Here is an 18333-nt window from a genome sequence, read left to right as displayed (position 1 = left end):
TGGGACTTCGAGGCTATCTGGAGGCCGAGATCCTGTGAAGCCATTCCAAGAACAGCTCAAGTTCTGAGCTGGATAACTCACTAGAGCTAGAGGACTGCAGCGCCGCATTCAAAGCAATGGCGGCGACCACGACGGAGGATTGATTGGTGGGTTCGGAGAACTGGGCGTGGGCTTCTTCATTGAACACTGCCTGAATCATGGAGTCCCGCGTCATCGTGGACAACTCCAAATTTCGTCGTTCGGCTGACTCGGCGATCAGCATTAAAGTCACACCAACGTTGGCGGCCATGATGCTGCGTGCGGCTTCTCGCGGTGGGACTTTCAACTCTCCTGCTATGGCTGCACGGTTTAACCGTTCTGCCACCAGCTGTTCAGCTTCCGCCACGATTGCCGGACGGCTCTCTGGGCGAATATTGCCAAACATCACTAAATAAAGATTTGTTTTATCAAGGCCAAACTGGACGTGGCCGTCCCAGAGGCGACGGATGTCTTCGATGGGATTGGAACCAATATCGAGGGCTCTCTCGCCTGCAAGGTACTCTTCGAATCCGGCGGTGACTACTGCATCAAATAGTCCTTCCTTGTCTTTGAAGTGGTGGTAAAGCGTTGGTGCGGTTACACCGGCGAGTTTGGTGATTTGCCGAGTCGACACCGGCTCGCTGCCTGCGTTGGCGAGCAACTCGGTAGCAGCTTGCAGCAGGCGAGTTTTTGGTGGCAACTGGTCATTGGAACCCATACGCGTTACCCTACCACTTATAGCGCTGTTATATGAAGTGAATCACATGAGCGCTCACGTGCTAAATAGCCACCGGTTGATTCAAGGCTGAGATGTCTTTGAAAATCAACTAACGATCAAAGGAAAAAGATGATTGAACGTACCGCCACCATCGGCAGTCGAGTCGGTTTGCACGCACGCCCTGCCGCGATCTTCGCAGAGGCCGCCAGCGACTATGATTTCGAAATCACCATTGCCCGCGAAGGCGAACCAGCTGAAGACGCCGGGGATGCCAGCAGCATTCTGACGCTGATGGGATTGGGCGCTGAGCACGGGGAAGTAGTGGTGCTACGCAGCGAAGATGCCGGTGCCGCAGAAGCTCTCGAAACGTTGGCCTCAGTTCTCGAAACTGACCACGACGCCAGCTAGAAGTATCGCTTCGAGAATTGTGAGTTAACAGCGAAAAGTCCACACCAAGATGGTGTGGACCTTTCGCGTGGGATGGTGCGTGGATTACTCCACGGTTACCGACTTAGCCAAGTTACGTGGCTGATCAACGTCGTAGCCCTTTGCCGAAGCTAGCTCGCAAGCGAACAGCTGCAGTGGAACGGTGGTCAACAGTGGCATCAGCAGGGTTGGGGTCTCCGGTACGTAGAAGACGAACTCTGCATATGCGCGTACGTCCTCATCGCCGGACTCCGCGATAACCAAGGTGTTAGCGCCACGGGCGCGAACTTCCTGGATGTTGGAGACAACCTTGGAGTGCAGGGAGTCGCGGCCACGTGGGGAAGGAACCACCACGAAGACCGGCTGGTCCTGCTCGATCAGGGCGATCGGTCCGTGCTTCAGCTCGCCGGCGGCGAAACCTTCAGCGTGGATGTAGGCGATTTCCTTGAGCTTCAAGGCGCCTTCCATTGCTACTGGGTAGCCAACGTGGCGACCCAGGAACAATACCGATGGAACCTGTGCCATCTTGCGTGCAACAGACTTGATCTCTTCGCCGCGGTCCAGGATGTCCTGGATCTTGGCAGGGATCTTGCCGAGGTCAGCAAGGATGTCCTTGATCTGACCCTGGAACAGGTTGCCGCGCAACTGTGCCAAGTACAGGCCCAGCAGGTAGGTTGCGGTGATCTGAGCCAAGAATGCCTTGGTGGAAGCCACTGCGATTTCCGGACCAGCGTGGGTGTACAGCGCTGCATCGGATTCACGTGGGATGGTGGACCCGTTGGTGTTACAGATGGACAGGGTCTTAGCGCCCTGTTCCTTGGCGTAACGAACAGCCATCAGAGTATCCATGGTCTCGCCGGACTGGGAGATGGAAACAATCAGGGTGTTCTCGTCAACGATTGGTTCGCGGTAGCGGAACTCGTGGGAGAGCTCTACCTCAACTGGGATTCGGCACCAAGACTCAATTGCGTACTTAGCTACAGAACCGGCGTAAGCGCTGGTACCGCAGGCAAGAACAACAATCTTGGAAATCTTAGCCAGTTCCTCTGGAGAGATACGCAACTCATCAAGGGTTAGACGGCCATTAGCGTCTGAACGTCCCAAGAGGGTATCTGCCACAGCGGCAGGCTGGTCATAGATTTCTTTTTCCATGAAAGAGGCGAAGCCGCCCTTTTCAGCGCTGGCTGCATCCCAGTCAACGGTGAATTCTTTACCTTCAGCAGGGTTGCCCTGGAAGTCTGTAATGGTGTGAGTATCTGGGGTAATGGTGACAATCTGGTCCTGGCCCAGTTCCACAGCACGACGGGTGAAGTCGATGAAGCCGGAAACGTCTGAACCGAGGAAGTTCTCCCCGTCGCCCAAGCCAAGAACCAATGGCGAGTTACGGCGCGCAGCCACAACAACACCTGGGTGGTCCTCGTGGACTGCCAACAAGGTGAAGGCACCTTCAAGGCGGGCTACTGCAAGCTGCATGGCAAGGGTCAAGTCGCCTGCTGCTTCAGTGGTGTAGAGCTTACCCAGCAGGGCAGCTGCTACTTCGGTGTCGGTTTCAGAAAGGAACGTGGCGCCTTCGGCAACCAGTTCAGCCTTGATTCCGGCGAAGTTCTCAATAATTCCGTTGTGGATCATGGCGAGCTTGCCACCATCGGCTAGGTGTGGGTGGGCGTTGCCATCACTCGGCCCACCGTGGGTTGCCCAACGGGTGTGTCCAATGCCAGTCATTGACTTAGGCAATGGAGCTTCAGCAATTTCATTTTCGAGGTTAGCCAGCTTGCCGGCCTTCTTCCGAGAATGAATAGCGCCATCGGCAACAACTGCGACACCAGCCGAGTCGTAACCGCGGTATTCCAATCGACGCAAACCTTCAATTAGAACGTCGAGGGCGTCGTGGTCGACAACTCGGCTCGAGGTTCCTGCATATCCAACAATTCCGCACATGAGCAAAATCTTACCGGGTCAAACCCTTTCGATGGGAATATTCGTGTTTGAGCACTCAATAATTGCTATGGGATCTGCCACTAGCAGTAAGAAATACAGGTCCAGCAAGTTGGTAGTGCGACCCCTTAATTGGGATGTAGAGCATATTCTTGGCAGAATTTGACCTCGTGGAACCACACGGAACACTTGAAACACCCATCTCGCCTTTTGTTGATCTTGAGCGCGAGACCTGGGCGCGGCTGTCTGACCAGATGGAACAGCCACTAAACATTGCTGACATTGAACGGCTTCGTGGCCTTGGTGATGAACTGGACCTCCAAGAGGTCCGGGACGTCTACCTGCCCCTGAGCCGCCTGTTGTATCTCTACGTCGAAGGCGCCGGAGCGACTCATCAGGCAACAACTACATTCCTTGGTGAACAGACCACGCGCACTCCATTTGTTATTGGTGTGGCTGGTTCTGTAGCTGTAGGTAAATCAACCACCGCTCGAGTGTTGCAGGAAATGCTGCGCCGCTGGCCACAGACTCCTGACGTTCAGTTGATTACTACTGACGGATTCTTGTACCCCAACGCAGAGCTTGAACGCCGTGGGATCATGCACCGCAAGGGTTTCCCTGAGTCTTATGACCGCCGTGCATTGCTGAGGTTTGTTTCTGCAGTGAAGTCGGGTGTGCCTGAAGTAAGTACGCCGGTGTACTCACACCTGACATATGACATCATCCCGGGGCAGCGCAACGTAGTTCGCCGCCCACAGGTTTTGATTGTTGAAGGGCTGAACGTGTTGCAGCCTGCACGTACCCGTTCTGATGGAACCGTGGGTCTTGCGCTGAGTGACTTCTTTGATTTTTCCGTTTACGTTGATGCCCGCACTAGCAACATTGAAGAGTGGTACATCAACCGCTTCATGCGTTTGCGCTCTGGTGCCTTCGCGGATCCAGCCAGCTACTTCCACAAGTACTCGCTGTTGAGCGATGAAGAAGCACGTGAGACAGCTCACGGAATCTGGAAACGGATCAATGAGCCAAATTTGAAAGAAAATGTCTTGCCTACTCGCGGGCGCGCCCAGCTAGTTCTGCGCAAATCCGCGGATCACTCGGTGCGACGTATGCTTTTGCGCAAAATTTAGCCTGAAATTATTCGGATGGAGAATATACGCGCGGGAAACGTAACCTGAGAGTTTGCCGAATTAATCGATTTCATCTGGAGATTTGCACTTGATCCTGTGCTACTCCTGTGTATGCTCTAAACATGCTTAAAGGTTTCCGCGATTTTATTATGAAGGGCAACGTTGTCGATCTGGCCGTTGCTGTTGTGATCGGCGCTGCCTTCGGCGCCGTAGTTACCGCCCTTGTTGACAACATTCTGATGCCGCTTATCGCTGCATTGGTGGGCTCCCCAAACTTCGACAGCTTCCTGCTGCTGAACATCAACGGTGTTGACATCAAGTTTGGTGTCTTCCTGACCGCACTTGTTAACTTCCTGCTGATCGCTGCTGCTGTTTACTTCGCATTGGTACTGCCAATGCAGAAGGTCAATGAAAAGCTCGCAGCTCGTCGAGGCCTGACCGAAGAAGAGGTCGAGGAAGAGCCAGACCCACAGCTGGCTATCCTGGAGCAGATTCGCGACGAACTGAAGAACCTGCGCTAAACGATCCACGCAACCGTTTCCTAAGGGACGGATTGAAGCATCAACAGATGCTTCAATCCGTCCCTTCTAGCTTTAACTCATCAATGTGCTGTACTGCGCAAGAGACATCACAGCAACCCAGAGGGAAAAGTGGGAAGATATATACGTGAACTCTGAAGCGCTTGAAGAAAGCAACGTGACAACTAGTACCGAGAATGCGCAGAGCAACGGATTTGAACGCCGAGCAATTATTGACTTGTCGGCTATCCGTAACAACGTCAAGCAAATCTCTGACGTAGTAGCTCCAGCAGCAGTGATGGCCGTTGTTAAAGCAGACGCCTACGGCCACGGCGCTATCCCAGTAGCCAAAGCAGCAGTCGACGGTGGGGCAAGCTGGCTTGGCTGTGCCCACGTCACTGAGGCCCTGGTATTACGCGAAGCGGGACTCGAAGCGCCAATCCTTGCTTGGCTCCACACCGAAGACACACCATTTAAAGCCGCCATTGCTGCCGGTCTTGATCTTGGTGTCTCCGGCTGGGAACTAGAACGCGTCGCTGTCGCTGCACGCTGCGTACAAACCCCAGCACGTATTCATCTGAAGATTGACACCGGACTGGGACGTAACGGATCCACTATGGACGCGTTCCCGGATCTGCTCAATCGCGCCAACGCTTTCCAGGAAGAAGGATTGCTTCGCGTCGTTGGACTGTTCTCTCACCTCGCGGTGGCAGATGAACCAGAGCGCCCAGAAACCGATGAACAGCTAGCCCTGTTTAGCAAAGCTATTGAGATGGTTGAAGCAGCCGGATTTGATATAGAAGTCCGCCACATCGCGAATACTCCTGCCATTCTCTCGCGCCCAGATGCACACCACGACATGGTGCGCTTAGGCCTTGGACTGTATGGCCTGAGTCCTTTTGAGAGTGATTCACCCGAGAGTTTGGGACTGCGACCAGCAATGAAGGTGGTCACCCGCGTAGCCAACGTGAAAAAGGTACACGCCGGTCAAGGAGTCTCCTACGGATTGAAATATAAGACCGAAGGCGAAACCTACCTCGGTCTAATTCCCATGGGCTATGCGGATGGCTTGCCACGCATTGCTACCGGTGCACCAGTCACCATCAAGGGTCGCAGTTACCCAGTGCGCGGACGTATTGCCATGGATCAGTGCGTTATCGATCTCGGAGCAGACATTGATCCAGAAGAATTCTTGGGTGCAGAAGCCATCATCTTTGGTAAGGGTGGGCAATCGGTGAACACCTGGGCTCATGCAGCGAACACCATTAACTATGAAGTTGTCACTCGCGTCTCACCACGCGTGCCTCGCTTCTACGTAGAGGGAAGCTGGGGTGAAGCTGGTGAGTGAGGCCAATCAGGAATTTACCTGCCAGCTAACTGACCTCACTCAAACCGAAGCACTGGGACGGGCACTAGGGGAGCAGCTCATCGCTGGTGACCTTGTGATCCTTACCGGCGCATTAGGTGCAGGAAAGACCACGCTGACACAGTCGCTGGGTATTGGGCTAAATGTTCGCGAAGGAATTATTTCCCCAACTTTTGTCCTGGCACGCCAACACCCATCGTTGGGTGACGGACCGACGTTGATTCATGTTGATGCCTACCGTCTGAAAGATCAGAATGACGTGGACACCCTAGACCTAGAATCAACCTTGGCTGAATCAGTCACCGTTGTTGAATGGGGTCTGGGCAAAGTGGAGCACCTAACCGACTCACGGTTAGAAATTACCTTGGACCGCGAGGTCAATGCCGCAGCCGTAGAGAATCCATGGGAAGAATCCGAAGAAGAATTGGATGAACCTAGAGAGTTCACGCTCAAAGCAATCGGCCCACGCTGGGACTCAGAAAACTTTGCTCAGCTGAAAGACAACCTGCGCTCTGCTATCAACGCGCAGCGCACCGGAGAGAAGCATGCCTAACTATCTGTCCATCGATACCTCTGCGCATACCTCGGTAGCACTGGTCGATTCCACTACTGGTTCAGTTATCGCCCAGAAAACGTCGCCCAAGGGCAATGACCAAACTGAAACACTGGCTGTCTACGTGCGAGAACTACTGACTGACAACAATGACGAAGGCAAGAATCTCGCCGGAATCTTCGTTGGCGTTGGCCCCGGTCCATATACTGGACTTCGTGCGGGACTTGTTGCGGCGCGGACCTTCGGATTTGTATGGAACGTCCCGGTGCATGGCGTGATGTCTCTTCATGCGCTCGCCGAACACGTGAGGCAAGAGGCAAACGTACCTGAGGAATTTATCGTTGCTTCGGACGCGCGGCGCAAAGAAGTCTACTGGGCTCGTTACAACCAGAACGGTGACATCCTTGATGGACCACATGTTGCTGCGGCCTCCACGCTTCCATCACTTCCAGTCTTTGGCGTGGGAGCAGCGCTGTATGCGGAACAACTCCAGGAAGCCGGTGCTCAACCACAAGAGCAGTCCTTTGAATGGATTGCCGATGCGGCCAACCTGGCGCAGCGGGGAATCGCAGATCTGGCAGCGGGCAAAGACCTGTCAAATACTGCACCGCAGTATTTGCGGGAGTCTGACGCGCAGATCCCGGCGTTCATGAAGCAGGCTAAAGCATGAGCGTGACCCTTCGTGAGATGACTGTCAGTGATATTCCTGAAGTCCACAAACTAGAGACTGAACTGTTTCCAGAAGACGCGTGGCCACTAGCTGCTTTTGAATCAGAACTGGCGCACAGCGACACTCGCAATTACTGGGTTTACGAGAGTGAAGACAAAGTTGTTGGTTATGCCGGGCTGTGCACGGTCCTGCCTATCAGCGACGTCCAGACCATTGCCATTAGTCCGCAATTCCAAGGACAAGGTCTCGGACGTAAGCTTCTGACGCTACTGGTTCAGACGGCTAAGGAACGAAAAGCACTAGACGTCATGCTGGAAGTCCGTTTTGATAATCCAACGGCTATTGCATTGTATGAATCAATGGGATTCGTAACCATTCATCGACGTGTGGGCTACTACAAGGGTGGCGTTGACGCATTGATCATGAGGATGCAACTGGATGCCCTACAGGGACAAGAGGAAGACAACAAAGCATGAGCACCACCGAACCAATTGTCTTAGGCATTGAATCGTCATGCGATGAAACCGGTGTGGGCATTGTACGAGGCAACAAGTTGCTAGCCAACGCGGTATCTAGCTCCATGGATGAGCACGTACGTTTTGGCGGAGTGATTCCTGAGATTGCTGCGCGTGCACACCTTGAGGCGTTTGTTCCCACTCTGCAGTCTGCACTAGACACCGCTGAGCTGACTCTAGATGACATTGACGCTATCGCAGTGACCAGTGGCCCCGGACTAGCTGGTGCACTGATGGTGGGTGTCTCGGCTGCCAAAGCATTGGCCTTAGCTACCTGCAAGCCGCTGTACGGTATCAACCACTTGGTGGCGCACGTTGGTGTAGGTGTTCTAGAAGGAACCATCCTTCCACCAACCTTTGGTGCCTTGCTGGTATCGGGCGGGCATACGGAAATCTTGAAGGTCACCTCGCTGACCAATGACGTGCAGCTACTTGGCTCCACTATCGATGATGCAGCCGGCGAAGCTTACGACAAGACCGCGCGACTGCTAGGCCTGGGCTACCCGGGTGGGCCTGCCATCGACAAGGCAGCCAAGGATGGGGACCGTAAGGCTTTCCGATTCCCACGTGGATTGACCCTGCCTAAGTTCGTGGGCAGCGAAGAGAATCCAGGCAAGCACCGGCATAACTTCTCATTCTCCGGTTTGAAGACTGCAGTGGCTCGCTGCGTAGAGCACTTCGAAGCCAACGGTGAAGAAATCCCCGTGGCTGACATTGCAGCTTCCTTCCAGGAAGCTGTTGTTGACGTGATTACGTCCAAGGCCGTTCGCGCTATGCAAGAGCACGGCCTGAAGACAGTACTCCTGGGCGGGGGAGTCGCGGCAAATACTCGACTGCGCGAACTACTTGCTGCTCGCTGCGCTTCTGCGGGCATCGCCTTGGTCGTGCCACCATTCACCCTCTGCACCGATAACGGCGGAATGGTCGCGGCGCTAGGAGCCCAGCTGGTTGCTGACGGTGTTGCGCCATCGGGACTGGACTTTGCTACCGATTCTTCGCAGCCGGTCACGAATATCGTTCTATCGCCCACGGCATAGTTCATAAGAAGTCCGGACGATGGTCGCTTCTGAATGCATGAGTTGTTCTGCATTCAGGAGCGACTTTTTTGTCTTCTAACGTCGGAGTCACGCCTTTCTGAAACTTCTTAACTGCCGAGGATAAGAGCTGGCTCAGGCAACCGCGCCGCATTGCTGCAGGTTCATAGGGTTCCGCAGTCAGTGCAACGCTCAACATGAGGCACCTAGCGTCTCATGGGTCCTTGCACTTGAACCCATAAAAGTACGTTTGTAATTTCTTTGCTTAACCGGTTGACCAATTGTGACTCACGCCACTAAAGTGATGCTTAACCGATTAACCTCAAGGAAGAGACAGAGCATGACAGCACGAGGGTTTTACCAGCCGAACGACGCGTGGGTCGGCGATGTCATTCCTTGGCAGGAAGATGGAGTCTTCCATCTGTTCTACCTGCACGAAGATCGCGGAGCTACCACCGGGGGAATGCCTTGGTACCGCGTTACAACCGAAGACCTGGTGATCTACCGTGAAGACGGTGAAGCAATCGCATCCGGTGGTCCGTTGGCCGATGACTTCAACATCTACACCGGCAGTATCGTGCTTGATGATCAAGGTACACACCACGCTTTCTACACCGGACAAAATCCAGAAAACCTCGGACAAGACGGCCGGGCACTTCAGCTGGTTATGCACGCCACGAGCCACGACAACATGACCTCTTGGCAACGCCACCCGGAACACACCTTCGGAGCTGGCCAAGGATATGAGTCTGGAGATTGGCGAGACCCATTTGTCTTCTGGGATGCCGACGCGAAGTTGTGGCGAATGCTCATCGCAGCTCGCCACGAAAGCGGCCCGGAACGACGCCGCGGGACCATTGCACAGTGCACCTCCACCGATCTCAACCACTGGGAACCAGTGGAACCGTTCTGGGATCCACGACGCTACGTGGCTCACGAATGCCCTGAAGTTTTCCAGATAGGGGAGTGGTGGTACATGGTCTATTCCGAATTCAGTGACGCATTTACCACACGCTATCGAATGGCACGGGATCTAAAGGGGCCTTGGATTGTTCCCGAATACGACACCCTCGACGGTCGGGCCTATTACGCAGCTAAGTCTGCGGAACGCGATGGACGTCGGTTATTCTTCGGCTGGATTGCTTCCAAAGAAGACTCACATGATGACAGGCCGTGGCAATGGGCAGGAACCATGTCCGTGCTTGAAGCTGAGCAGCGCAGCGACGGAACCTTAGCTTTTCATCCGCCTCAAGAATTCCGGTCAATATTCACCAGTCAAGAAGATTCATTGCCTGCCGGGACCCGGCTCGATGCAGCCGATGGCTACAGCGATATCCTCACCGATAAGAACACCCCAAGCGCATTCCGCCTACGTGCTCACTTCGAGGTGGAAGAGGGAACCAGAGAATTTGGTGTCCTATTGCGCGCCAGCGCCGACGGAGACCAAGGCTATGCGCTTCGACTTGAACCACATCGTGGACGGCTAGTTCTCGACCGGTGGCCACGACGGGCCACAGGGACGGAACAATGGCATATCTCCGGAGATGTACCCTTCGCGATCGAGCTGGAACGACCATGTTCCCTCGAACCGGGGCACCACGAACTAGAAGTCATCGTGGATGCAGATTTGTGCGTAGCCACTTTAGATGACGCCACAGTTCTAAGTACTCGGCTCTACGACAGGCCAACCGGTCGTGCCGGAGCCTTTGTTGGAGAAGGAGCAGTTACGATCTCTCACTTCTCAGTAGCAACGCGAGAGGCTAATCAGCCCGCCGCACAAATCAAAGAGAACAGACTCGTCGCACCCTCAGCCTGAGGGCCCAACCAGCACCGTGCACAATCCACCTTGATGCACCTTCACTTCAACGGAGAACTGAGCCATGACCAGAACACACCGCACAACAAAGTTTCTACCAATCCTCGCCGCCGCTGCCCTAGCACTATCCAGCTGTGGAGGAAGCTCCGCAGGAGCTGATCCCACCGACATCAATCCCACCGGAGAAATCGAAGCCCGCGAAATTTCGTGGCTGCTTTCCCGACCAGCGGATGGTGGGGTGATCAAGACTATGGAACAAATTGCTGATGAATACGCGAAAGATCATCCTGGATTCTCGTTGAACCTCATCACCACACCAGATAGGCCTTCCTACATTCAGAAGTATGAGACTCTGGCCGCGGCTAACAAGCTTCCTGAACTCTTTGACACTGATGCAACGCCTTTCGCCCAAAAGCTGGCTGGCCAAGACCGGATGGTTGACGTTGATCTTCTGCTGAAAGACCTTGGACTAAATGATGAGTATCGTGAAGCTGCGCTGAACTACCAGCGGTTTGATGACGGGTCCTTGTACATGGTTCCTTTTGAATTCCAGCTTGAATTCTTCTGGTTCAACAAAGACATCTTCAAATCCGCTGGCATTGAAGCTCCTAAGTCCCTCGATGATTTCCCTGCCATGTGTAAGGCTCTGAAAGCAAAGGGCGTCACCCCGATTGCACTGGATGGTCAGGATCAGTGGCCGTTGGAACGGTACATGTCCTATTACCCGTTCCGCATGACTGGCCCTGAATACGTGCAGAAGCTGAAGACCGGTGAGGCAAAGTTCTCTGACCCAGAAGGAAAGGCTGCGGCAGAATGGTTGCAGTCACTAGGTGAAGCAGGTTGCTTCCAGAAGGGCTTCTCATCCACCGGTTACGCCGATGCGCAAGCACTCTTTACCTCCGGTAAGGCAGCTGTCTACAACACCGGTACCTGGGAGCTGAGCAACCTGGCCACCGAAACCTTAGACGCTGGAGTACGCGAGGATGTTGACTACTTCACCTTGCCTACCATTGATGGTTCAGCGACCGCAGAAAACGAGTACGTTACCCCTTCAGGTATTGGCATGGCAGTAAATGCCCAGACCTATGATCCTCTGGTTCGAGACTTCCTGGCCTTTGCACTGGAACGTTACCCAGAGCTCTACGCTTCCACCGGTGCTCTCTCACCAACTACGGGTGCAAAGACCACCGTCCCAAAGAAGGCCACGAAGCTCTATGACCGTGCCATCAAGCAGGCCAATGACGTGGGCAGCAACATCGCGATGCCTTGGGATACCCAACTGGACCCGGCAACAAATACTCGCCTGCAGCAGGAACTGACTCTGCTTGTCCAGGGGGACATCACCGCTGATAAGTTCGTGACCACTATGGACGCAACTTTGAAGGAGAACGTCGGTGGCTAGCAATACACAAACGGCCATTGTGAATAGGCGCGCACGTCCGCCTCGTCAACGCCGCAAAGCTGTTCAGTCCATGCTTCCGCGCCGCTCAGCATTATCTGTTGCTGTTTTCTTAGTGCCACCGTTGATCATTTATGGTGTCGCGGTCCTACTTCCCATCGTTCAGTCGCTGGTCCTCAGCTTCTATAAGTGGGATGGCATCACCGACATGAGGTTTGTCGGCCTAGATAACTACGTGAAGATGCTTACGCGTGATGACGTGTTTTGGACGGCGTTCGCCAATGCGCTGGGTTATCTGGTCATCTGTTTGGTCCTGCAATTAGGCGGAGCACTAGTTGTCTCAAGCTTGCTCACCGCGTTGCCTCGCGCGCGGGAACTCGTAAAGACGCTGTACCTGCTGCCCGCGGTCATCTCCACCGTGGCCATTGCCTTCTTGTTCCTGCGGGTCTACTCACTTGAACCTATTGGCATGCTCAACCAGGTATTGCAATGGGTTGGGTTGGGGGACCTACAAACTGCATGGCTCTCAAATGTGCAGACAGTACTTGCTGCAGTGTCCATCCCTGAGGGGTGGAGGTACACCGGCCTGTACATGCTGATCATCTACGCAGCGTTGATCTCAGTGCCACGAGAACTTGAGGAAGCCGCCCGCTTGGATGGGGCGTCCTGGTGGCAAGTCTTCTGGAACATCCGTTTCCCACACATTCGCCCAGTCTGGATCACCACCACAATCATGGCCACCACTTTTGCACTGCGTGGCTTTGACATTCCTTATCTCTTGACCAACGGCGGGCCCGGTCAATCTTCGGAACTGCTGACAACCTACATGTACAAAACAGCGTTTGTTCACACAGACTACGGTTACGCCAGCGCGATCTCCGTATTCATTGTGATCGAGTGCTTGGTAGCTGTTGGCCTGATCTACCTCCTCCTGCGACGTAAGGACGAATCGTGAGCACTACTGTTCAGATTGAAACGGAAAAGCCCATGACTACACCGATAGCTGAGAAGCCACCAGCAGCACCAAAGGCCAAACGGCCACGAGGCAGCGTGCACCGGACCTTACTGATAGTGACCGTTGTGCTGATAGTGATAGTTCAGGTGTACCCGCTGCTGTGGCTGTTCTTGACCAGCTTCCGCACCACGGCCGACTTTGCTGGTGGCAACCCATTTGCGTTGCCTTCTGAGTTCACCCTAGATAACTATTCGCGCGCATTTGCGACCGGAAATCTGGGACTGAACATCGTCAACAGCCTGATAGTTACCCTTGGCTCTAGCGCGCTGATTGTTGTTGCAGGAATGATGGCAGCCTTCGCGTTGCAGGTTCTAGGCTTCCGCTTTAGCTCGGTGGTCCGTGCACTGTTCTTGCTGGGCATTATTGTTCCGGTGCAGATCGCTTTGGTGCCATTGTTCATTGACTACTCCAAAATTGGATTACTCGATACGCACCTGTCAATGATCATTCCGCTGGCAGCGTTCTCATTGCCGATGGCCATCTATCTGTTCTCCTCGTTCTACGGATTCATTCCCCGCGAGACCTACGAGGCGGCGTCCTTGGATGGTGCAGGGCCCTATCGGATCTTTACTCAGATCACCTTCCCGCTGTCTTTGAATACCATCGTCACGGTGATTCTGGTGAACAGTATTTTCATTTGGAATGACTTCATCTTCGCTAATACCTTTGTGCTCTCCGATGGGCTGAAGACCATTCCTCTGGGATTGCAGAACTATATTGGTGCTATGGGAAATACAGACTGGACAGCGACGTTCGCGGCCGTATGCATCTCGGTGACACCACTACTGCTGGTATTCCTAGTCCTGAACAAGGCAATGATTCAGGGACTAGAGAGTGGGGCCACCAAGGGATGAGCCAAGTAAGACAACCTAGACAAAATTCACCGGTCACCATGCGAGATATCGCACGGGAAGCAGGTGTTTCGGTGGCCACCGTATCCCACGTAGTCAATGACAAGCCTGGAGCGCGGATTGGTGAAGAAACCAAACAACGCGTCCATGACGCCGTTGCCAAGTTGGGCTACCGTACCAACGCGTTAGCCAAGAACCTCTCGGTAGGATCTTCACGATTCATTGGACTGGTTGCGGACGCAATTGCAACCACACCTTTCGCAGGCCAGATCATCCACGGTGCTCAAGATGAAGCGTGGAAACACGGATACGTTCTATTGGTCGCCAACACCGATGGCAACCAAGCCGCTGAGCAGGATGCCATCGCAATGATGCTTGAACACCAGGTACGGGGGATCTTGTATTCCACTTGGTACCACCGTGAAATCGAAGTGCCATCGTCACTTCTCCAAACAGATACAGTCCTGGTTGATTGCTTCTCCACTGGCAGCGGACTACCGGCAGTGGTGCCAGATGAAGTGCAGGGCGGTAGATCCGCCACCGAGGAACTGATTGTCGCTGGTCATGAAAGGATTGCGTTCATCAATACGACAACTGCTTCACCAGCATTAACTGGCCGTTTGGCCGGCTACCGAGGTGCGCTTGAAGCTGCAGGTCTGAGCTTCGACGAGGATCTGGTATTTCCTGCAGCTCCAGAGCAGGAAGGCGGGTACGAGGTCACGGCGGCAATTATTGACAGCGGTGTGAGCGCAGTGTTTTGCCACAATGACCGAGTGGCCATGGGCCTATATGACGGGCTACGGGAACGCGGCCTACGCATACCTGATGACATTGCCGTTGTTGGTTTTGATAATCAAGAAGTCATTGCTGCCCATTTACGTCCGACGCTGTCCACTATTGCCTTGCCCCACTATGAACTTGGCGCCGCAGGCATTCGAGTTCTCCTAGGGCTTGAGCCAGAACGAGATGATCAGACGTACTTGATCAATTGCCCAACAATTCGTCGTCAGTCTCTCTGACTAAACCACCAAATATTCTCAGGCTTTTTCGTAGCCCAAAAGATCAAGATCCTCACCGGTACTGCAGCGAAGCGGAGACCGGATGCAGAAAGGAACGCGCAATGACGCACGTATTTTCTCGCCGAAGTTTGCTACAGGTTTCCGGCATTGGAGCCCTTGGACTCTATTCGGCCACAGCACTGCCCACAGCCGCAAAAGCCGTAGCATCACAGCGGTCTTTTTATCACATGACTCCGCCGGCCGGATGGCTGTGTGATCCTCAACGCCCGGTTTTCGTCAACGGCGCTTACCATCTGTATTACCTGCATTCTGATGTGAATAACGGCCCGGGGGACTGGGACCATGCAACCACTCAGGATGGAGTTTCTTTCACTCATCATGGGGTGGCCATTGGGCAAAAACAGCGCTACAAGCCGGAGTTCTGGTTCTTCTTTGTCCCGAAGGTAGAAGACGCCTAACGCTGGAGGGTTCAGTTGGAGTGCGGATGTGTCCGCGAGCTCTTCACCCTCGGGAAAGAGGTCTTCCCCGACTCCCATCCGTGGACCGGGCTAAGTGCCAGCGATGCTCTGCCATTGGGCGAGTACTGGTGCTCGAACGATCACGGGGACGTCGGCAGGGTCTATCGCGACGTCGTCGAGTGGATGGATCGGAGAATCAGGGAGTTTCCTGCCGATCCTGAAGAATGTCCGGATGATACGACCCCGGAGGCGTGGGCGGTACTGCGGAGGCCAGAACCGAGTTCCTCTGCCTTCTGGCGTGTACGCCTCTCCTGCGGTCACGTGTACGACAGCGTCGTAACTGACGAGGATTGGAACCCTGAGGACGGGCCGAAGCAGATCACAGAGCAGCGCGCATCCGAAATGAGGAGCGAGCTTGAAGAGAGTTGGTCCGCCGAAGATCACACCGGGTGGCCTGAGGAACGTGCTGAGCGCGACCATGTCCGCAAGATGCTCGACCTGTGCTGGCCCCGCCCGGAGCCCGAGCAGGAGTGTCGCACGTGTCGATTCGCGCGGCGTATCACCGGTTACCAGAGGATCGGCTGGTTGGTGCCAAGGAGTGAGTCGAAGAAAGAGTCGCAGGATCGTCCAGAGGCGGAGAAGAAGCGGGCCGAAGCAAGGCTCGCGAAGATCGAACGCGAGGCGCGCCAGCTGAGGGAACAGCTAGGCCTGGCACAAGATGGATAGGCCTTAGCGTCGCGCCCTGTTCATCCAGTCGAACTTGAAGCCTCGGTCCCGGCTCGCGTAACCTGTACGTGTAACGCCCCGGTGACCATTCGAGTTCTTCAACTCGGACTCCCGGGGCAATAGTTTTGCCCCGGCCGAATAGCGCTTGTCTTCGAAAGGGTCGACGACCGAATGCACGCCATGCTCTGGGCAGACGAACGCGATGCGCACTCCCGAACCGTCGAGAGCCGCGTGCTCTGGGACGCAGTCGCCCCCGCGCTCGGCACAAGTCCGATATTCCTCGTCTGCCGGGACACGAATTACCAGCCCGTCGGGTCCTATGAATCGTTTGTAGTTCATGAGCACGAGTTTACGATCGCGTGAGGCTGTTTTCGCTTCCGCACTGCAAACTGTGGAAAAGATTGCTCGGAGTAGGGAATCGAGAGTTGGTTTGCAGTGAGAGTCTGGCAGGCTTGTAGATGAGGCGGGTCTAAGCTAGTGCCTACAAGATACGGCGATTAGGCATCATGGCTGCGCATGATGTTCGGGTTCCCTCGCCCGTAAGTTTCTTCCCCCAGCTATGGCCTATAGATCTCGGCCACTTCGTGGTGTAGCAAATCGGAATAATGTAACGACTGCACACCACTTTTGCCAAGCTGCGGACCCCGTTTATGACAGCAGAAATCTATCCGACTACGCCGGAGGCCCAGCCAAAGAATTGATTGGCTAGCTCCATAACACCTTCAGCAGCGATGTTGCTAGCTACACCGCTGGAAACGGCGAACGTCCCAGATTTTATGCCTTGCACGAATTGACCCAGCTTGCTGCGCTTCTCATCTTCACTGTTCGGGTCGGTAAGTATTCTCGAAAACTCAGTAATCGCTTCGTCGGATAAGAAAGTCTTTGCGGCTAGTAGCGCGCCGGCTAGATCTCCGGTCTTGACCTTCACGTTCTGCCGGATCTTATTTCCTTGTGCAAATCCGTTCACGGGGCCGTAGATGTTATTGGTAATGTGCGTCACGGCCTCTTGGACTGCCGGCTCATTGGTCGTCGGCCCACCGACTTCACCAGCATCAGGGAATTCTGCCTGGAGATCCAGCGCCAGCTCTAAAGCCTTCGTACGTACGATATCCACGATGCCTTGGACAGTGGACGGAGAAATCGATTTAGTCGCACTGTATACGCCCCAGAATTCTATGAAGGGCACTTTCCCCTCATCGATCCAACCGTTATACAGGCCGACCGCTGCAGGATCCCACGGCATGCCGATACTATCCGTGGTTTCCGCCATTGACTGAATACCAGCCAATGGTTCGAAAAATGAGATCGAGAATAATTGCTCAAATCCATCGGGCACGCCAACAGAACTGAGAGTGTTCCTCCCTGTTTGGCCCATCGGTCCTGAGATAACCGCCTGGACAGCGACGCGCTTCGGCCCCCGGTAGGACGGTAGATCATCTTTCGATGTGTAGCCATTTAGCTCATTCTTCACCCACCTAAGCAATGAAGACGCCTGCAATCGGTGGGCTACGATCATGAGCTTGCGAAGCATGGCCGTAGCCTCTCCATCGGAGGCCTGGCTAATCACGTCGTCGAGCAGAGTCATAAGGAAAGTATCTCAGGCCAATACGACAATTCGGGTCTTGGACAGGGAAACCGCGATTCCGATTCGAATCGCGCAACCGCCGTTTCACAAACTTCAGGAAGGTTATGGACAACTTTCATCTATGGACTTCGGTTCCATTTGAAGGCGCGTCGGAGTGGGACTTCTTCTGAAAGCCTGTGGCTCAGTGATGCAGGAATTGCCGTAAGGGTCATAAAAACTTTCTTCGCAGTAAGCGAATCATCCCTTGGGCGGGTTAGGGTCCTTCTTTCCGATCGTATCGGTGTTCCTGATGGTGTTGTTCGATTTGCGGTGGTCACGGACTTCTCCACCTCCGCTTCGCTCGGCGAATCCCCGTGCAGCGTCGTGCGCGGCAGCCTGTGTATCGAAACGTGCGGCGGCCTTGGAAGCTCCTGCGCGTTTGGCACCCCAATCGCCGGTGTTCTTGTTGAACCGAACATCGTAGTCGGCCATAGTGGCGACTCCTTTCTTGTAGGTACTCATAGGCTAATTGGCTGTACCGACACTTTGGCTTTTGCGTTGACCAGCGCACATCGCGACATGCGCGGTAAGAGGGCTTTCGT

General features: G+C 54.4%; 19 protein-coding genes. 15 read left to right on the top strand and 4 right to left on the bottom strand.

The window, feature by feature from the left end:
• Window positions 1-13: 13 nt before the first annotated feature.
• Window positions 14-736 (bottom strand): TetR/AcrR family transcriptional regulator, encoded by a 723-nt coding sequence (locus tag AC1Z3F_RS08765; RefSeq protein WP_483565567.1) that lies wholly within the window; start codon window positions 734-736, stop codon window positions 14-16.
• 129 nt (window positions 737-865) lie between these two features.
• On the opposite strand from AC1Z3F_RS08765, the gene AC1Z3F_RS08760 reads away from it, so the two are divergent.
• Entirely contained in the window at window positions 866-1144 is a 279-nt protein-coding gene (locus AC1Z3F_RS08760) for an HPr family phosphocarrier protein (protein ID WP_131088754.1), read from the top strand.
• Window positions 1145-1228: 84 nt separating this feature from the next.
• Here AC1Z3F_RS08760 and glmS read toward each other — a convergent pair whose 3' ends face one another.
• The gene (glmS, locus tag AC1Z3F_RS08755; RefSeq protein ID WP_131088753.1) at window positions 1229-3100 is read right to left on the bottom strand and encodes a glutamine--fructose-6-phosphate transaminase (isomerizing); all 1872 of its coding nucleotides are present in this window, start codon (window positions 3098-3100) and stop codon (window positions 1229-1231) included.
• 167 nt (window positions 3101-3267) lie between these two features.
• Here glmS and coaA point away from each other — a divergent pair, with 167 nt between their 5' ends.
• From coaA to AC1Z3F_RS08685, 14 genes are all read left to right on the top strand, one after another.
• Entirely contained in the window at window positions 3268-4227 is a 960-nt protein-coding gene (gene coaA, locus AC1Z3F_RS08750; RefSeq protein WP_483566949.1) for a type I pantothenate kinase, read from the top strand.
• A gap of 122 nt (window positions 4228-4349) precedes the next feature.
• Entirely contained in the window at window positions 4350-4748 is a 399-nt protein-coding gene (gene mscL / locus AC1Z3F_RS08745; RefSeq protein ID WP_131088752.1) for a large conductance mechanosensitive channel protein MscL, read from the top strand.
• Between the two features lie 175 nt (window positions 4749-4923).
• Entirely contained in the window at window positions 4924-6093 is a 1170-nt protein-coding gene (alr, locus tag AC1Z3F_RS08740; RefSeq protein ID WP_483565566.1) for an alanine racemase, read from the top strand.
• Window positions 6086-6664: a tRNA (adenosine(37)-N6)-threonylcarbamoyltransferase complex ATPase subunit type 1 TsaE gene (gene tsaE, locus AC1Z3F_RS08735; RefSeq protein ID WP_483565565.1), complete on the top strand. Its 579-nt coding sequence runs from the start codon at window positions 6086-6088 to the stop codon at window positions 6662-6664. Before alr ends, tsaE begins: the two co-directional genes overlap by 8 nt.
• On the top strand, window positions 6657-7334 hold the full coding sequence (gene tsaB / locus AC1Z3F_RS08730) for a tRNA (adenosine(37)-N6)-threonylcarbamoyltransferase complex dimerization subunit type 1 TsaB (RefSeq protein WP_444613914.1): 678 nt from the start codon (window positions 6657-6659) through the stop codon (window positions 7332-7334). The genes tsaE and tsaB overlap by 8 nt, the downstream gene beginning before the upstream one ends.
• Window positions 7331-7810: a ribosomal protein S18-alanine N-acetyltransferase gene (gene rimI, locus AC1Z3F_RS08725; RefSeq protein ID WP_444613913.1), complete on the top strand. Its 480-nt coding sequence runs from the start codon at window positions 7331-7333 to the stop codon at window positions 7808-7810. The genes tsaB and rimI overlap by 4 nt, the downstream gene beginning before the upstream one ends.
• Entirely contained in the window at window positions 7807-8886 is a 1080-nt protein-coding gene (gene tsaD / locus AC1Z3F_RS08720) for a tRNA (adenosine(37)-N6)-threonylcarbamoyltransferase complex transferase subunit TsaD (RefSeq protein ID WP_444613912.1), read from the top strand. Before rimI ends, tsaD begins: the two co-directional genes overlap by 4 nt.
• A 337-nt stretch (window positions 8887-9223) precedes the next feature.
• The gene (locus AC1Z3F_RS08715) at window positions 9224-10699 is read left to right on the top strand and encodes a glycoside hydrolase (protein WP_483565564.1); all 1476 of its coding nucleotides are present in this window, start codon (window positions 9224-9226) and stop codon (window positions 10697-10699) included.
• Window positions 10700-10763: 64 nt separating this feature from the next.
• Complete coding sequence (locus AC1Z3F_RS08710) at window positions 10764-12101, top strand: ABC transporter substrate-binding protein (RefSeq protein ID WP_483565563.1); 1338 nt, start codon at window positions 10764-10766, stop codon at window positions 12099-12101.
• Between the two features lie 70 nt (window positions 12102-12171).
• A complete protein-coding gene (locus AC1Z3F_RS08705; RefSeq protein ID WP_483566948.1) occupies window positions 12172-13053 on the top strand; it encodes a carbohydrate ABC transporter permease in 882 nt (293 codons plus the stop codon).
• 32 nt (window positions 13054-13085) lie between these two features.
• Complete coding sequence (locus AC1Z3F_RS08700) at window positions 13086-13967, top strand: carbohydrate ABC transporter permease (protein ID WP_483566947.1); 882 nt, start codon at window positions 13086-13088, stop codon at window positions 13965-13967.
• Between the two features lie 38 nt (window positions 13968-14005).
• Window positions 14006-14983 carry a LacI family DNA-binding transcriptional regulator gene (locus AC1Z3F_RS08695; protein ID WP_483565562.1) on the top strand — a complete coding sequence of 326 codons (978 nt, stop codon included), beginning with the start codon at window positions 14006-14008 and terminating at the stop codon, window positions 14981-14983.
• A gap of 101 nt (window positions 14984-15084) precedes the next feature.
• On the top strand, window positions 15085-15441 hold the full coding sequence (locus AC1Z3F_RS08690) for a hypothetical protein (RefSeq protein ID WP_483565561.1): 357 nt from the start codon (window positions 15085-15087) through the stop codon (window positions 15439-15441).
• Between the two features lie 321 nt (window positions 15442-15762).
• Complete coding sequence (locus tag AC1Z3F_RS08685; protein WP_483565560.1) at window positions 15763-16167, top strand: hypothetical protein; 405 nt, start codon at window positions 15763-15765, stop codon at window positions 16165-16167.
• Between the two features lie 664 nt (window positions 16168-16831).
• Here the strand turns inward: AC1Z3F_RS08685 and AC1Z3F_RS08680 are convergent.
• Both AC1Z3F_RS08680 and AC1Z3F_RS08675 read right to left on the bottom strand, forming a co-directional pair.
• A complete protein-coding gene (locus AC1Z3F_RS08680; RefSeq protein ID WP_483565559.1) occupies window positions 16832-17752 on the bottom strand; it encodes an AbiTii domain-containing protein in 921 nt (306 codons plus the stop codon).
• Between the two features lie 237 nt (window positions 17753-17989).
• Window positions 17990-18223: a DUF2188 domain-containing protein gene (locus AC1Z3F_RS08675; protein ID WP_483565558.1), complete on the bottom strand. Its 234-nt coding sequence runs from the start codon at window positions 18221-18223 to the stop codon at window positions 17990-17992.
• Window positions 18224-18333 lie beyond the last annotated feature (110 nt).

It is taken from the genome of Glutamicibacter sp. MOO4 (genome assembly GCF_056934395.1).
Note: the sequence above shows the minus strand (reverse complement) of the source record. Positions and strands in the feature narration are given on the sequence as shown.